Below are 17,700 nucleotides of genomic sequence, written 5' to 3'. Positions count from 1 at the left end.
TGCAAATGATTACCTTAAATGATAATAAGCTTCTGGCACTAACTGATTTTAAAAGAGCTCAAATCACATCTCAATAGGATTTGTTTGATTCTCAATAGTCCTCTTGGTTTTTTATCGTTTCAACCTAACTGCATCACGTCACGAGCAGAGCCATTTTTATTTAATCCGACTAAAAGACGAGACTCTACTATTTAGAAACTAAGTTAATAACAAAGCGTACCATTCCTTTATTGGTAGCACTAAAAGAATAATCCAAACCATGTTGCACTAAGATCTGCTTGACGAGAAACAAACCTAACCCCGTTCCTCCGTCCTTTTTAGAACGGGCAAAATCAGGTCTATAAAATGGTTGAAATATCTTTTCTAACTCCTCTTTACTTAACATATATTCTGGTTGATTTTCCACAATTAATTGCTCAGAAGTTAAACTCAAGCGAATGGTAGATCCTTTTTTACTATAACGAAAAGCATTATCTAATATGTTTTTTACTGCTTTTACAAAATAGACACTATTTACTTTCTGTTGCGAGGGCAGTAGGGAGACAGAAAAAACAAATCCTCTAACTTCTGCCAAAACATTATAGGTAGACAAATGTGGTTCAAGTAAGTCCTTTAGTTCAATAAGATTGTAGGTTTCATCATTACTTATGGACAATCGTGTTGCTTCTAGAATAGAGGCGACAAGACCATTTTGCTCCTGTAGAATATCATCACATTTTTTTAAATAAGTGTCATGATCCTTGAATACACCGACATTATACCTCATGCCTTCTACTAAACCCATCATACTAGCAATAGGTGTTTTTAATTCATGAGAAGTTGCTCTCAGAAATTCAGCTTGTTGCCGTTCGCGTTCCAAGGTTCGCTCATTTTCTATCTTCAAGTTTTGAATGCTTGTCAATAAATGTTGGTAAAGATGATTGATGTCATTAGCTAGTGTAGCAATCTCGTCCTGACCTTTGCTACTACAAACCAGTTCCTCTTGTAAGGTCTTCATCTGTCTTGTGACTTGTGAAATAGCTCGAATTCTCCGAGTAGAAAGGCTAGCAAAGACAGCTCCGATGGTGATAGCTAATATAATGATAAAAAGAAGAATAAAGGGATAGAAAGTGACCAGTGCTTGGCTAATATCAGATAAGGGGGTGGAGGCATATGCTGCTTGAAGTTGAAGCTTCTTTCCTTCCATCGTTTTAATGTTATAAGTCCATGTGCCTAATTCATCAAAAATAGAGGAGTCTATTTTATGCGTCTCCGAACCATCAGTTTGTTCAGCCTGATCTGTATCTGAGCTACTCACTATATCTAACTCTGGATAATAAATATCTCCAATCCTTTGATCAAACAGGCTAAATAATAGGTTGGGCATTTTTTTGTCGTAGTCCGCTAAACTCTTGATGATATCTGCTTGTTTCTGACCCTCTAGCCTATCTACAATAGCAACAAACTCTTTTTTTAATTCTTGTTTCTTGGCTTGGTTATAGTAGATAGGCATAACAAAATAAAGTAAGCCTACTAGTAGGCCAAGAGATAAAACGACTATACCACTAACGACTAAAAAATTTTTTCTGGCTAGACGCATTTACTTAACCTCGATTTGATAGCCTCGGCCAATAATCGTTTTCAATTTTAGATTGGGAATTTTCTTTCGTATATTTTTGATATGATTATCTAAAACGCGACTGTCTAGTTCCTCATACCCCCAGACTTCCTTCATCAATCGTTCCCTTGTTACAATCTTTCCTTTTCTCTTTGCTAAGAAAGTCATAATATCATACTCTTTTTTAGTTAGTATAGCTTCTTCTTTATCGGCCAGTACCTTACCTTCATCCAAAAATAACTCAACATCACCTATACGAATGTAGTCATCTCCCTGTAGTTGCCGAAAAATATTTTCTATACGCTTGATTAAGATTAATGGGGAAAATGGCTTTACTACGTAATCACTAATCTGATGGTTAAAACTTACTAACTGTGTGTATTCGTCTGCCATTGCAGTTAGCATAACCACTGGTACAGAAGATATTTTACGTACAGCCTGGAGCAGCTCTAGGCCGCTCATTGAAGGAATCATAATATCTAGCACTAGTAAATCGAATTCTTGAGTTTGAAAAGCCTCAAAGGCTTTCTTTCCATCTATAAAAGAAGTTACCTGGAAGCCTTTTTCACTTAAAAATTCACAAACAACTTGATTGATCGTCGTATCATCTTCAACAATCATTATTTTTTTCATGGTTTCTACCTCCTTTACTCATATTCTAAGCCTCTATCCCCTATTGCCTATTGTTTAAGCGATCCATGATGGATGATCATGACTTCTAAAAAGTGATAATGACTAAATAACTTAGATGTCTCCTTTAACCAATAGATACTAGCAATTAGCTTTAGTATGGCCATAAGTTCTATACAAATGTGCATAAAACGACTCTATAGTTTCTGTACTGGGTCAGTTTACTATGGAGATTATGGTGGAGACAGAAGGTGCCATATGGCTGATAATGAAGAGCGATCACACACAATAGAAGTGGGTTATACAGAATACATTAATAATACTATAGAATTGTTAGTAATAAATTAAGAATACCACAGAATGGTTAGGAATAAAAGCCCCTAATACTATTTTGGTCCCTTCAAAGAATCAACTTTAAGGTGACATAAGATTTATAGGCTAAGCTACATTCTCAACTTCCCTAGGTCCTCTTGTAAAGGGATGGCCTAAGGAAGTTGAAAAGCCTCTAAAACCTCAATCATGGAGGATAGCGTTTTTCTAACTGTCTTATTCCTTAAAAGGGGCTGTTTTCAGTGTAAAACTGGGTTTGTCCGTAAAGTAAGTAAGGCCTGACTCACTAAACATTATCAGCTGTCATAAGCTATTTGCAAAAAGACAGCTCATATTCAAAAGAGCCTCCCCCTGTATTGTTAGACCCGTCCATATCTCCCCCTTCACAGATAATTTAGCTTGTCTATCGGCTCAGGAAGAGGACTCATGAAAATCGGTTTAGACTTAGTCAAAGTTCCTATTTATTAGAGGCTTCAAAACTTTCCTGAAAGATAAGGCTTCCGGTATTAAGCTTTGCATATTTTAGGGCTAAGTTAGACGAAGGTAAAGAGACAATGAAGGCATCAAATGCCAAGCTTTTGCTCCTTGACATTTTAAAACTGTTTTGAATCTAAAAAAGAAAAGACGACAGGCGTCTCTTCTTGTGTTTAGCAATTAGCTACTCCACTAGAGGTGACAAAGAGTCAGAATAAGTGGGGCTTGAAGCAAAATGACAAAGCATATGGTTTAAAATTCAGGTTCTGGTTTCTTTGTTGACAGGTGTATCTAGAGGAAACAAGAGAAGTTAACCCTGGAGTTTTAGTCTCTTGCCTAGAAGGTGTTTCTAAAACTAGGTTGGTAAGTTACATATCTAATCTAAGCTTCCTGAATTACGAAGCTTTTTGGTTTCAATTCAGAAGAGGTTCCTTCTGTAATTACATCTTACTGTGCATGCTTTGTTGTTGCTAAATAATTCTTATAATCATTTCCCTTTTCAAAGGCTTCGGCGGCGTCTTTATCTAGTTGTGCAAAAAAGGTGAGAATAGATGTCATAGAACGATGAATCTTATCGTATTCTTCTTGTGTAAGTTGAGAAGAGCCTTCCAGCTTTGCAATATCGCTACTTGCAGAACCTAAGAGAGAGGAGAATCCTCCAGAAGATGGATTCTTCTTAGAAGAGGACTCCATTGTTTCTTTTAATTTTTTGTAAATTTGTGTGAGGGCATCTTGACGGTTCTTGTCAACATATACAGGTTCGACATAGGCTACACGGTCTAGGCCAACTAATGATTTATCTTTGTTAACTAATAGTAGGTCTGCCGTCTTTTGTTTGGGAGCCCATTCTTCGTAAACTTTATCAATCTTCATATAGTTTCTATCAAAAGGTATGTCCTCATTAAGACCAACCAGTTGATAGCTATCTTCTCCAACAGACCTAAAGTGGCTTTCGGTATAGAGAGTGGAGCGAGTGCGGTTACCGTTAATAAAGCCAGTCCCGTCAATGGTATGCCATTTTCCATTATAGTAGACACGAGCAGTAGCATGGTCCACACCTTGCGCGTTTTTACCTTCAACCACATAGGCTGGGATACCCAGCATATTAAAAGCACGAGCTGCTGTAGTGCTAAAGCCTACACACATAGCTTTCTTGCGTTCAGTAATGGAAAACAAATCAGAACCAAGATAATAGTTGACATCTGAAATATTACTTACAGCATTATTTGCGGCATTCCAGTCATATATAGTATGGTTAGCCACATACATAACAAATGTTTTGACTTTGTCGCGATCAGTTGGCTGATCCTTAGCTGTTGACGTGGTTATTAAGTTATGGATTAAGTTATCATTCTCAGTAAAGCGCTGCTTGGTAATATTGACATTCGTGTTGTTATTAAAATGACTATATTCGTCATAATATTTATTATCAACCGCTAAACCATGAGAATAGATTTTAAAGGTATCAAGTTCTATTACACTATTTTCTGGTGTTTTAAGTCCTGCAGCGTTAAGTAATTGTCGTCTATTAGAATCTAAACCAATTTCAAACAGTGCGTGGATTCTCTTTTTTTGGGGAAGGTAAGAGTCAGATTGTATCGGTTTATCACCTGCAAATGTTAACTCTGCCATTTCTTTATTATAGTCTTCTTGATTATGCACAATAACATCATCTTTGTTCATAATAATTATATGAGGGACTCCATATTTATTATGGGTAGCACGATTATCAATCATGATAAAATCATGGTTTTTCGCTAAATCACTCAGTTCATTTATGCGTACCCCTCCTATGTAATAATTATTCAACCCTAGTTTAAAGATATGAAATTGTTGATTTTCAGCAATTTCTCCTTTTAATTTCTCCGAAAATTCCTGCAAGTTTACTGCTTTCATTTGTTTATTTTCTGATTGTAATTGTCTTACGTTTTCATTTTCTCTTGCTAGAACAACTGGTTGTGATAAGCCCAAAGATAATAATGCAAGGGTTGATGTAGAAGCGAGAAGGCTTAGCATTAGTAAAGGCTTGCTGTAATGTTTAATTGGTTTCATATTTCCTCCTTATAGATTAATGAGATTAGAAGTCAACAAAAGATCAGGTTAAAGGTAATTTATTTCATAACCTATTGTAACATTTGGGGCTATTTTTCTACTACGATACTTCTATCTTTTACCTGTTTTCTCTTATTTTATTTCTAATTTTTACTGGTTTTTTTAACTTGTTTGTAGTGCTATTAGCATGACAAAACGCTATAAAATGGGTGTTTTTAACTGCAGTCTAAGTCAAATAGGCAAGTTCTGTTTAAATTAGATTAAAAAATAGTAATATTAGGATAAGAATTTTCATTGTTTTGACTTAATCTTTTTTAAATAAGTAGACAAATCGATAATTTTGTTGTATTATTAGAAGGGTACAGGTTAGTTTATATCACTTGAATAAAAGAAAAACTAATATAGTATCCATTTTATTAATAAAATGAGAAAGGGAAACATATGAAAACATTTTTACAATCAAACAAGCGCTATTTGGGAATATTAGTAACCCTTATATTAATTTTCCAGGGTGCTCTATTACATTTCCAGAACTTTGGTAAACCAGCAAACCATCTTGATAAGTATCCTCTATTTTTTGGTACTATTTTACTAATTGGACTTTATGCAGTGCCTTTAGTGGCTTTTATTCGCTATTTGACAAAACGCTTTAAAGTTAGTTCACGTGTGGTTGTTTTAAGCTGGGTGGCTGGTCTTTTTGCGGGGACTGCCTTATCGACAGATTTCCATATTTTAATTGGATTTACCATTAGAAATATTCTTCATCCTAGTGAAGCCTTTATTGCTTTTTGGGGAGCAGCAGTATCAGGCCCCTTAGCTGAAGAATTCGGAAAAGGTTTAGTAGCACTCCTAGTTCTATTTATTTGCCGTAAATTTGATCTTAAATCTGCTTTAGTGAGTGGGATGATTGTTGGCTTAGGCTTCCAAATAATTGAAGATTGTGTTTATACCTTCCAGGATATTTTTGCAGCAGGAAAATCTCCATTCCCGATGTTACTTGAACGTATTGTCTGGGCTGGATGCACACACTGGTTGTTTACAGCCTTATTTGTTGTAGGTCTTGTGATTCTCTTTGGAAAAGAAAGTGGTTTGGCTAAGAATAAAGGTCTATTTTGGATGTTTTCTGCCCTCTTTATCCACTTCCTATTCAATATTCCAATGAATTCAGACATTTACGATATTGCAACTGCGACTTTAAATGCTAGTCTTTATCTATGGTTGCTAAAAACAGTGATGGAGCACGAGAATCTTTCAATAGATTAGCTTGATGCTACTTGAATCTTAGTGTTATTCTAAGGCTTATTCTATATATGAACTAATCACCATATTTTTAAAAGATACTAAGGAGTCTAGCTCATCACTTAGTGTCTTTTTTATGTACATTTAATCAAGCCTCTTAGACCTTGACCTTATAAAGAGAGGTTGCAGCTCCATTTTTAAGCATTTTGCTACTATAGGAAGCCGACTTTTTATTTCTAAATGGTAATAGCTGGCTAAGATACCTAGTCTTTTTCCATTGACAGATTCCTTTAGAAAGGGATTTCACTAGTAAGTGACGTATTGTAGTAATGAGGTGGTAAGCATTCCGATGCAGTATTGATAATAAAGATACAATGAGCATGGCTTGACTGTGTTTTTTCATTGAGAAAAATGATCTCTTATGATATACTACTAATTAGTAATACAAACAAAGGAGAAGCATTATGGGATTACTAGTTGATGGGAAATGGCAAGATAAGTGGTATGATACTAAAGCAACAGGTGGACGTTTTGTCCGGAGTCAATCTCACTTTCGAAACTGGATTACTGAGGACGGTAGCGTAGGACCAACAGGTGATAAAGGCTTCCAGGCGGAATCTGGTCGTTACCATTTGTATATTTCTTTGGCTTGTCCTTGGGCTAGTCGTACCCTTATCATGCGTAAACTGAAGGGTTTAGAAAATCATGTGTCCCTATCTGTCGTAAATCCTTATATGTTGGAGCATGGTTGGACTTTTGAGGACTATCCTGGACTTATTGCTGATCCTGAGTTTGGGAGTGATTACCTATACGAAATTTATCTTAAGGCTGATCCTCATTATAGCGGTCGTGTGACGGTACCGGTGCTATGGGATAAAAAAACCAAGACTATCGTGAATAACGAATCTGGAGATATTATCCGGATGTTCAATAGTGCCTTTAATGATATCACTGGTAATAGAGATGATTACTACCCTGAAAAATGGCGTGATGCTATCAATGAAACAAATGATTTTGTTTACCATCGTATTAATAACGGAGTCTACAAAGTTGGCTTTGCCACAAAACAAGAAGTCTATGAAAGAGAAGTTCATAAACTATTCCAAGCACTTGATCAAATTGAACATGATTTGGCTGGTCATAACTGGTTAGTTGGAGATCATATGACGGAAGCTGATATCAGGCTCTTTACTACTTTAGTGAGATTTGATTCCGTCTATTATGGGCATTTTAAATGCAACCTAAAACGTTTAACTGATTACCCTAATCTTTGGAAATATACGAGACGTATTTATCATCTAGACGGTATTGACAGCACAGTTAATATGGACCATATCAAAACACACTATTACGGTAGTCATAAAACAATAAATCCTAATGGAATTATTTCAGTCGGACCAATCATCGACTGGAGTCTTTCAAAAGAGTAGCGCAGGCTAGCACCTAATGCTTTGCCGGTTAGTAGTAGCTGTAGTAGTCTGTGGGATATTAGTCTGGTGATTATAGTAGAGACTTTCTTAGAGAACATGTGTCTAAACAAGCTTCTAAGAGGCACAAAATAGAAAAAAAGAACCTTTCCTGATGTGAACTGCACCCAAAAAGTTAGACAAAAAATCTAACTTTTTGGGGTCACTTCAATGAGGGATTGGTTCTTTTTGTGAAAAAAACAGACCAGCCGAGAAGATAAGGGGCATCTTAAAGGGGGATGGGGAAGTATTTTTCCTAGTCTTTACCGGTGACTAGGTTTTAATAGGGCTCGTTCGGCCATTTTTTGGATTTTGATCGTAGAGTTGTTTTGGAAAATGGGGCCATTGATTAATGCCCCATGTGCAAATAGAGTAGGCAGAGGACCATATTGAGGAGACAGGACTTGAGACGTTTCCGGTACAATTGATAAGCCACCAAAAGGATCAATCTGGCAGAGTTTTTTGTCAACTAAGGATTGAAGAAGTGGGCTTGCAAGTCTAAGGTTACTGTCAGTGAGATGATAGCCGGTGGCATTAACAATAGCATCTACTCCTACATCATCTGTTTCGTCACTTTTTAGAAGAAGGCTGTCGTCAAGGCTAACAATTTCCTTAATATTCTTCGCGAGGGTTAGTCTTTTTGCTTTGGCAGCTTCTAAAAGGATTTGCGCGGACTCTTCAGGCATAGGGTTCCGTAAATTGATAATAGCTTTACCGTAACGCTTTTGGAAAGCTTTGCGGTCGGCAAGTGTCATCAGTGGCCACAAGTCTGTAAAGCAGTCTGTTACTCTAGAAGCTAGCTGTTGCAAGGCATAGAGCTGTGCTGGGTGGTCTAAAGACAGTTGGAGACCTTTGATACCAGTGGCCAAGAATTGACGCTGTGTTTTGTCCCAGTCTGAGAAACCGAGGGCTTCTAGCTCAGCCAGGAAGAGTTCCTCAAAGTGAGGTAAATCAAAGCTAGGCTTTTTTTGTTTTAAGATGTCGTTCATGTGTTGATTTGTAAAGTAGCGCCAGCTAATGGGAGATCCATCGATGATTCTTACTGTTGGAAAGTAGTTGGAGCGCGAAAAGGCTACTACTGTAGCGGAGCTCTTTTGAACGAGCCACTTAATGACATCTACTGCAGCTAGTCCTGTTCCGATAACACTAATTGTTGGCTTGGCAATTACTCCTAAAGGAAGGTTTTGAAACTTACCTTTTAAACTATTGAGGGGATAAGGGTCGTCAATATAGTTGGGCTGGCCTTGTAATTTATAGGGATCTAGGACAGGAAGTTGGCCACATGCTAGATGTAGCTCGGTAAAAAGAGTAGGAAATGGTTGTCCCTTGACTATTAGTTGCCATTCATGACTATAGGGGAGATAAATGACTTGGTCCACTTTTTGATAGATAGGGGTAAGTGGGAGTTTATCCATCACGTCATGAGCTCTTTGCGTCATGTACTGCCCATAGAGTGAGCGTGAGACGTAGCCATGGTTGGTATCTAACCTATTTTCAGTTAGCCATTTGACAAAGTCATCCATGTGACGGTAGTCAAAAGAAATATCGTCAATGGGAGAATTGATTAGGGCAGATCTGTCATCTTTTTGAAAAGGAATGCCTCGACCGAAGTATTTCTTATCGTCAAAACAAATAATTTCCATGTCAGCCAGCTCTGTTTGAGGTAAGCGGGATAGTGCCAACAAAAGAGCCAGGCCACTAACCCCCATTCCAATGATTGCAATTTTTTTCTTCAATGATTATGACTCCTTATAACTTATCTCTATCATAGCATAACATCATCTGGTAAAGTTATCAAAATAGGCTTTTAGAAGAGGTTTTAATTTTTTGTTCTTTTTAATAAACCAACAGCCCTTATCTTAGTTTTAGGTGAGTTTTAAATGAGAAAATAGCAATCAAAATGTTCGATTTATGATTAAAAAATGCCCCTAAAATGGCCATAAGAAAAATAAAATTAGAAAATATCATTTTTCTTAAAATAAAGTTGATTTTAGTTGACAAAGTAAGTTGTAGGTGCTATGGTTTTAGCATGGGATACTATGCTAAAAAAGGGGAAGAGCAATAAAAGAGTTAAAAAAATTGAGCCGTAAAGAGTTGCTCGAAATCTTGTTAGAGCAACAACTTTTAATTGAAAAGCAAGAAAAAGAGCTCGAAGAAATGAAAGAAGAATTAAATAATCGGAAAATTGAATTAGCCGATTCTGAAACTCTTGCTGAAGCATCGCTAAGATTGAGTGGTATTTTTGAAGCAGCTCAGAAAGCCGCTGATATTTACTTTGAAAATATCAAAAGACAAGCTGATGTAAAGGGGATGGATGATGAAAAGGAACTTTAATGCAAATGATATTTCCAAAGAATTAGACCGTGTCAGTTATCAGAGGCGTTTTTTTGGTACTGTCAAAAACACCTTATATGTTCTGTTAGCCGTTGCTTCAACTGCCATACTGATAGCTGTTTTATGGTTGCCTGTGTTGCGGATATACGGCCACTCTATGAATAAAACCTTGGTTGCTGGCGATGTTGTCCTGACGGCTAAGGGTTCGGATTTTAAGACGGGTGATGTCATTGCTTTTTATTATAATAATAAAGTTATCGTTAAGCGTGTGATAGCTGAATCGGGCGACTGGGTTAACATTGATGCTAAAGGAGATGTCTATGTTAATCAGACAAAATTAAAGGAGCCCTATGTCATTCATCAGGCACGGGGAAACACTAATATCAAATACCCTTATCAAGTTCCAGACAAAAAGATTTTTGTTATGGGAGATAATCGTAAAACCTCAATTGATTCTCGAAATACCTCTTTAGGAGATGTTTCTGAGGAGCAGATTGTCGGGAAGATTTTTTTGAGAATATGGCCTTTAAATAGGATTAGTTCCGTTAATTAGTATTAGAGAGGAGAGAGATAATGCTAAAAAAATGGAGACTGTTATTAAGTGATTTGCTGGAACATAAAAAAGAGGCGAGGCACTTAAAAATCGTGACATGGCTGGGACTTTTAGCAACGGTTGTTTTGACCATATGTTTTTTGACATTGCCAGCTGTTACTGTTGAAGAAAATAAAGCCAGTGATGTCGGAATTGCTCTGGGAAGTCCGTCAGAAACGAAGCAAGAAATCAAAAAAGCTGAGCTGCCACCATCAACAAGCAGTTCTTCGGTTACTGCATCTAAAGCGACTGAGACGTCAACATCGGCTGCTATAGAAAGTCCCTTTCGTGAAAGTCCCTTAACCTTTAGAGGGTCAGGTTATACCATGACCTTGACTATGACCAAAGAAGCCAAAATTCCGCTAGATGCCCAGTTACAGGTTGGGGAGCTTACTAGTGATCAAGCGCGTTATCGTGACTACAAAGAAAAAGCACTGAATCAAGTTGCAAAAAAAGCTGATGAGGTCAAAAACTTCAAACTTTATGATATTAAAATCATCTCTGAAGGAAAAGAAGTTGAACCAGCTACTTCGGTCAAGGTTGAGGTAGCCTATGATAAACCTCTGCTTACTAACGATGAAGATTTGAAAATTGTCCATTTTAAAGATGATGGCCAAACAGAAGTTTTACACTCAAAAGATAGTCAGGAAACTCAAAATACCAACAGTGATGTGGCTTTTAAGACTAATTCTTTCTCAATCTATGCTATCGTTCAAGCTGATAACACCCAGGTCCCAAGGATAACCTATCATTTTCAAAATGCTGATGGGACAAATTATACCTTCTTAACGAATTCTGGCTTGTCGACGTCTCAGCAAATCCTTAAAAATGGGGATTCGCTTGCAGAGGTTGGGATACCAACTATTAAACCAGGGGAACATTTTCAAGGCTGGTATCTCTACGATACCAGTACTGGAAAATATGGTGAACCAGTCACTTTCGGCCAACCAGTTAATGTCACAGAGACTAAAGAGGTCTATGTACGACCTGTTATGAGTAATGTCGCAACCATAACTTTATTTGATGATGCAGCGGGGACCCATGTCTATGAGCGTTATGAGGTACCATTGGATAACAGTGGTAAGGGGACTGCTGATTTAAGTGACTTTAAAGTGGATCCGCCCACATCAACTCTTTTATTTGTAGGCTGGTCAAAAACACTTAATGGGACAGCTTTGTCTGATAGTGAGATGAAAGCACTACCTGTTACAGGCAATATGAACCTGTATCCAGTCTTTAAAGAGTCACATAAAATTGATTTTGAAACAGGCGATCTCTCAACAGGAGTTACCTATATAGCTCCGAAACGTTTAGTGACTGACCAGCTTGCTTCAACGGTTAAGCCTGCGGATCCGACTCGAAAAGGTTTTGCCTTTGCAGGCTGGTATACCGCAGCAACAGGCGGTACACTATTTGATTTCAATCAGGTTTTGACTAGTGATATTACCCTCTATGCCCACTGGACACCGGCACAAACCACCTATACCATTAACTATTGGCAGCAATCAGCTGGTGACAGCAAAACAGCTAGTGATGCGCAAAAGACCTATGAATACGCTGGACAAATGACAAAGACTGGCCTTTCTAATAGTATGGCGACTATAACTTCTGCTGATATTACTGCAAAGCTGCCCAAAGGATTTAAAGTTAATAATACAAAGACGCAGACAACAGTCTTGGTTAAAGATGACGGCTCAAGTGTGGTTAATGTTTTTTATGACCGTGAATTAGTCACTCTTTTATTTGCAAAAAGTGGTTATAATGAAGCGACATATTTAAATTCAACTTTCCCTTGGAATAATCCAACTTATGCAGAAAGTTATACTGGCCTCTATGGGACAACACTAGCAGCTAATGGCTACCAGTGGAAAACTGGTTCTTGGCGACTTCTGACGAATTCAGGGACTTCTGGGATGAGTTATCTGGGAGAATTTGTGGTTCCTGATAATGTCCTTGGCAGTAATACCTATGTCATGAAGCTCTATCCCACAGGGCAAAGGATTCAGACCTATTGGTTTTACAAACAAGGCTTAGATGGCAAGTATACTCTTGCTGATACCGGTGGCGGATCTGGTGCTGATGTCTTTACTTTTACTGAGAAGTATATTGGCTTTAACGTGAAATACTATCAGCGCTTTTACCAAAATAATAATTTATTTGACCAGAAATCTCAACAGACGAGTGTCGGTACAACTATATCAGTTTCAGAAAAGTCCTATGATAATTTTGGTACTCCTTATAAAGATTATCTCAATCTATCAATCGGCTATGAACGGATGCACTTTAAACTTCAGTATCTGGATCCTTTAGACAACACACCTTTACCAAATTTCTCACAAGCTGACGTCTTGTATGAGCAGAACTTGCAAACCTATAAACCTGATACAAGTACAGTACAGCCTAAGCCCTCTTTACCTGGCTATGTTTGGGACGGTAAGTGGTATAAGGACCAAGCTCAAACGCAGGAATTTAATTTTAATACGACAATGCCAGCCCATGATACGAAGGTCTATGCCGGTTGGAAAAAAATCAAATACAAGGTTAACATTGACCCTAATGGTGGACAATTGGCCTCAACAGATGAAACTTACTTAGATTTATACTATGGGGATAAGGTTCCCGAGTACACGACGGTTAGTAGGGATTATATCGCAGACCCTGCAGGAAGCTTTTACTACAAGTACGATTCTCGAGGTAAGGACCCCGACAGTACTAAAAGAGCTTTTTATACTCAAAATACAAGTTTATCCAATGTGGACACCAGCACCAAGTACAAGTCTGAAAAGGATGCCTATAAATTGATTGGCTGGTACTATGTCAATCCCGATGGTAGTCTTCGTCCTTATAACTTTACAGGAGCTGTAACGCAAGATATTACCATAAAAGCCATGTGGAGAAGGGCCGGTGACTACCATGTCATCTACAGTAATAATGCTCTTGGATTAGATGGAAATCCCATAAAGAATACTTCCGGACAGCAAATCACAACGAGTGATGAACCTACAGATCCAGACACTTATGCGGACGGATCCCACTCAGCCCTCCTTAGACGGCCGACCATACCAAATGGTTATCGTTTCCGAGGCTGGTGGTATAATGGAAAAGTTTACAATCCTTATGATTCTATCTTAATAGATGCTCATTTGGCTGACGCTAATAAAAATATTACCATCTACCCAGTTATCATACCGGTAGATCATATCACCTTAGCTGATACGTCCATCACCTATGATGGAAATGGTGGTAGTCAGGTATCAGCTAATGGATCTGTCGTTACTCAAGTCAAATCAGCGCCTCTGGATGTGAATAGTACGACTACTATCCCAGAAAATCAATATTTTACCAGAGTTGGCTATAACCTTATTGGCTGGAATCATGATAAAGATTTAGCTAATGTTGGAGATGTTGAGTTTCGAGCAGGACAGGAAGTTGGGCTTGATAATAAACCTGACAGTAGTAACACGCTTTATGCTGTGTGGCAGCCCAAGACCTATACCGTGAAGGTTACAAAAAAAGTGGTCGGTATTGAAGAAGACAAAACAAAGAATTTTATTTTTGATGTTAGTGATACCCTTCAACAGGGTAATTTCGCATTAAAAGATGGACAGACTAAAGAGTTTATTAATATCCCTTATGGAACTTCCATTAGTGTCAAAGAACAGCCTAGCGCTGATTTTAAAGCTAGTGAACAAGTGTCCGAAAGAAACTTAGTGAGTGGAGAAGCTGATAAAACATACAATGTCAATGGCGATGTCAACCTAACTGTTCAAGGTGATGTGGACATTACTTATACCAATACTCGTGTTAAACAAAAAGTGAGAATTGATAAAGTTAATGTGGAAAACATGAATGAGCATTTAGCAGGTGCTAGCTTTGATGTTTATGGAGCGGATGCGGCAGGAAATAAAAATCCAACCCCACTCTATACCCATGTGACAACAAATCAAGAAGGTTTCTTAATTGTAGGCCATGAAAACTATCTTGATTTACCGCTAGGGAAGTATTATTTTACTGAGACAGCGGCTCCTCCAGGTTATAACTTGCCTAAAGATGATATAGCCACTTTGGTTATCTCTTCTGGAGTGACTTTAGATCAAAATGGTAATAATGCTACACCGACAAAAGAAACCTTATCAGACGGTTCAATCATTTATAGTTTTAAGGTTACCAATAGTAAAGGAAGGGAGCTACCAAGTACAGGTGGGATTGGGGTCCATGTCTTTGTACTTGTTGGTTTGACCTTGGTGGTACCAGCTGGAATAATCTTATATCGCCGCAAACATAGTCATTAAGAAGAAGGTCCAGCAATGGATTTAGGAGAGAGGTTTTAAATGAAAAACAAATTAATCAGGTTATTTCTGACACTTAGTCTTGTGTTAGGAGTGACCATGGGAGCGTCTACGGCGCCAGTATTGGCAGCGGGGCCAGGAACAATCACTGTAACAGATACTCAAAATGGGGCAAAATATGCAGCCTATAAAATTTTTGATGCGGAGGTAGCTGATCCCAATGCACCAGATGCTAGTGCAGATGGGGTCGCTTACATGATTCCCCTTGGAAAAGAAACAGAGTATAAAAACTCTGCTAATTTCAATAACTTGTTTGATGTTTCAAGTAATGGGGGTAGAACCTATGTCACTAAAAAGGCAACAGCCTTTACAGCTGATATTGCTACTTGGGCAAAACAGATTTCATCTAAGATTTCAGCATCTGTCTCAGCTACCGAAACAGGAACTGATGGTACAGAGGTATTGACAGTTCCAGATTATGGTTATTACTATGTTTCGAGTGATGTGAATAATGGTGCCATGATTATGGTCACTTCTGTTAGCCCAAATGCGACCATTCATGAGAAAAATACTGGTGCTAACTGGGGTACTGGTGGCGGTAAAACCACTGATAAAAAAACCTATGCCGTAGGAGACACGATCACCTATACCATTAATTATAATAGTGCAGTTAATTATGATGGTGCTGAAAAAGTTTATCAGTATGTGCTTCATGATGATATGCCAAACAGTAATGTTGTCGCCTTAAATTCTAGTTCTATTAAGGTAACAGTCACAGATGCTTCAGGCCAAGAGACTGTTTTAACCCAAAACACTAATAAGGCTAAGGGAACTTACTCATTTACGGAATCAAATAATGATTTTGACATTACCATTCCTTGGAGTGCTAGCCAAACTCAAAGTGGCAATAGTGCTAATGGAGCTGCTGATGATTTTTACTATAAAGGGATTAGTAAAATAAAAGTCACCTATACCGGTGTACTAAAAAGTGAAGCTACACCAGGTTCTGGAGAAGTAGCTAGTAATACTAACTTAGCTAAAATCAACCCGAACACACAAACTGATGATACTGGGGAGGCGGCTACTGTTCATGATGGGCAAATCACCATTAAAAAAGTTGATGGGTCAGACAAGAATAAAAGCTTAGATGGTGCAACATTTGTCTTAAAAAATGACCAAGGGCAATTCCTTAACTTTAGTGATCCACAAGCTGTTAAATGGACTTCAGATCAAAAACAGGCAACTGAGTATACCACAAAAGATGGTGGTCTTGTGACCATTAAGGGCCTTGCTGAAGGAACATACCATTTGGTTGAAACAAAGGCACCAGCTGGTTATAACTTAATGACTCAAGCAACGACAGTTGTGCTTAAAGAAGGATCAGCTAATAGTCAGGACACTTTATTGTCAACACCAACAATTGAAAACAATAAGGGAGCGGAGCTTCCATCAACTGGTAGTATTGGTACTATTATCCTTTATACAATTGGTGCACTTTTGGCGCTTGGTGCAGGGGTTGTTCTTGTTGCTCGTCGCCGTTTACATTCTTAGGATAGGTAATAACTAGCAGAGCAGGACAGATAAGAGGTTTATGACTAAAAAGAAACAAGATATTGTATCCATTCTTCTTGTTACGATAATTGCAATCGGGATAGGCTTGATGGCCTATCCTTCACTTGCTAATTACTGGAATTCATTTCATCAGTCAAATGCGATTATGGATTATCAAGAGCGTGTGACACACATGGATACCAAAGATTACGGGAAGGTCTTACAAAGGGCCAAGCAGTATAATAAGCAATTTGAAACCAGCGGTATGAAATGGCGACTTACTGAAGAAGAGAGACAAGATTATAATTCTCAGCTCGCTATTGATAAGACTGGTAATATGGGTTATATTAGTATTCCCAAAATCAACGTTAAATTACCTCTTTATCACGGAACAACTGAAAAAGTATTGCAGACGTCCATTGGACATTTGGAAGGGAGTAGTTTGCCAATAGGAGGCAAATCTACCCACTCTATTTTGTCTGGTCATCGTGGGTTACCATCTTCAAGGTTGTTTTCTGATTTAGATAAGTTAAGAGTTGGTGACCGGTGGACGGTCAACGTCCTTAATGAAACCTTTACCTATGAAGTTGATCAAATTAGAACGGTAGAACCAGATGATTTGAGAGATTTGCAGATTGTTAAGGGGAAAGACTATCAGACTTTGGTGACTTGTACTCCCTATGGCATTAATACCCATCGCCTATTGGTTAGAGGCCACAGAGTGAGTAACGCTAACGGGAATGCCTTGATAGTTGCCGAAGCTATTCAAATTGACCCTATTTACATTGCGCCATTCTTTGCACTCTTATTAATTGTTCTGCTTCTACTAATCTTTTTAGAAATCACACGTCGAAGTCAGAAACGCAAGGCTATTTTGCAAAATACCTTAGGAAAGAAATTAAAACAGTAATGCGACAAGGACTCAAATCCTATTTTCTATTTGGGAAACTGTCAACAGGTAATAGCATACCAATGTCTTAACAATGACTATTGAACAAGGGATTCCGATTCCCAGTAAATTACGAGCAGCCTCAGGGCTGCTTTTTTGTTATGAGAAGTGATTACTTGAACGTTTTTTACTGGAAAAGTATTCTCTAAGAATTTCTATTTTTCAGATTATCTTAGAAAGTTCAGCAATTTGTGATA

General features: G+C 38.0%; 11 protein-coding genes. 7 read left to right on the top strand and 4 right to left on the bottom strand.

All coding sequences use genetic code 11. From position 1 onward, the window contains the following. Positions 1–187 precede the first annotated feature (187 nt). The 3 genes from STRPS_RS03620 to STRPS_RS03610 all read right to left on the bottom strand — a co-directional run bounded on the left by STRPS_RS03620 (position 188) and on the right by STRPS_RS03610 (position 5,083). On the bottom strand, positions 188–1,579 hold the full coding sequence (locus STRPS_RS03620) for a sensor histidine kinase (RefSeq protein WP_007895527.1): 1,392 nt from the start codon (positions 1,577–1,579) through the stop codon (positions 188–190). Continuing rightward, positions 1,580–2,230: a response regulator transcription factor gene (locus STRPS_RS03615; protein WP_007895631.1), complete on the bottom strand. Its 651-nt coding sequence runs from the start codon at positions 2,228–2,230 to the stop codon at positions 1,580–1,582. Between the two features lie 1,248 nt (positions 2,231–3,478). After that, positions 3,479–5,083, bottom strand: a complete 1,605-nt coding sequence (locus tag STRPS_RS03610) for a transglutaminase domain-containing protein (protein WP_007895676.1) — start codon at positions 5,081–5,083, stop codon at positions 3,479–3,481. A 441-nt stretch (positions 5,084–5,524) separates the two neighbouring features. Between STRPS_RS03610 and STRPS_RS03605 the strand changes: the two genes are divergently transcribed. Both STRPS_RS03605 and STRPS_RS03600 read left to right on the top strand, forming a co-directional pair. After that, positions 5,525–6,346 (top strand): PrsW family glutamic-type intramembrane protease, encoded by an 822-nt coding sequence (locus tag STRPS_RS03605; RefSeq protein ID WP_007895352.1) that lies wholly within the window; start codon positions 5,525–5,527, stop codon positions 6,344–6,346. Between the two features lie 440 nt (positions 6,347–6,786). After that, positions 6,787–7,752: a glutathione S-transferase family protein gene (locus tag STRPS_RS03600; RefSeq protein ID WP_007895677.1), complete on the top strand. Its 966-nt coding sequence runs from the start codon at positions 6,787–6,789 to the stop codon at positions 7,750–7,752. Positions 7,753–8,051: 299 nt separating this feature from the next. Here STRPS_RS03600 and STRPS_RS03595 read toward each other — a convergent pair whose 3' ends face one another. Continuing rightward, positions 8,052–9,524: an FAD/NAD(P)-binding protein gene (locus tag STRPS_RS03595; RefSeq protein WP_007895437.1), complete on the bottom strand. Its 1,473-nt coding sequence runs from the start codon at positions 9,522–9,524 to the stop codon at positions 8,052–8,054. Between the two features lie 325 nt (positions 9,525–9,849). Here STRPS_RS03595 and STRPS_RS03590 point away from each other — a divergent pair, with 325 nt between their 5' ends. From STRPS_RS03590 to STRPS_RS03570, 5 genes are read left to right on the top strand one after another with little or no spacing between them, the layout of a single operon-like run. Continuing rightward, positions 9,850–10,122: a hypothetical protein gene (locus tag STRPS_RS03590; RefSeq protein WP_037598907.1), complete on the top strand. Its 273-nt coding sequence runs from the start codon at positions 9,850–9,852 to the stop codon at positions 10,120–10,122. Then, a complete protein-coding gene (gene lepB, locus STRPS_RS03585; protein ID WP_007895385.1) occupies positions 10,106–10,675 on the top strand; it encodes a signal peptidase I in 570 nt (189 codons plus the stop codon). Before STRPS_RS03590 ends, lepB begins: the two co-directional genes overlap by 17 nt. A 20-nt stretch (positions 10,676–10,695) precedes the next feature. Next, on the top strand, positions 10,696–15,006 hold the full coding sequence (locus tag STRPS_RS03580; RefSeq protein WP_007895657.1) for an InlB B-repeat-containing protein: 4,311 nt from the start codon (positions 10,696–10,698) through the stop codon (positions 15,004–15,006). A gap of 39 nt (positions 15,007–15,045) precedes the next feature. Then, positions 15,046–16,554, top strand: a complete 1,509-nt coding sequence (locus STRPS_RS03575) for a SpaH/EbpB family LPXTG-anchored major pilin (protein WP_007895382.1) — start codon at positions 15,046–15,048, stop codon at positions 16,552–16,554. Between the two features lie 40 nt (positions 16,555–16,594). Further along, positions 16,595–17,464: a class C sortase gene (locus STRPS_RS03570; protein ID WP_007895649.1), complete on the top strand. Its 870-nt coding sequence runs from the start codon at positions 16,595–16,597 to the stop codon at positions 17,462–17,464. The last annotated feature ends 236 nt before the right edge of the window (positions 17,465–17,700 follow it).

Origin of the sequence: Streptococcus pseudoporcinus LQ 940-04 (assembly GCF_000188035.1) — a bacterium.
Taxonomy (GTDB): domain Bacteria; phylum Bacillota; class Bacilli; order Lactobacillales; family Streptococcaceae; genus Streptococcus; species Streptococcus pseudoporcinus.
Note: the sequence above shows the minus strand (reverse complement) of the source record. Positions and strands in the feature narration are given on the sequence as shown.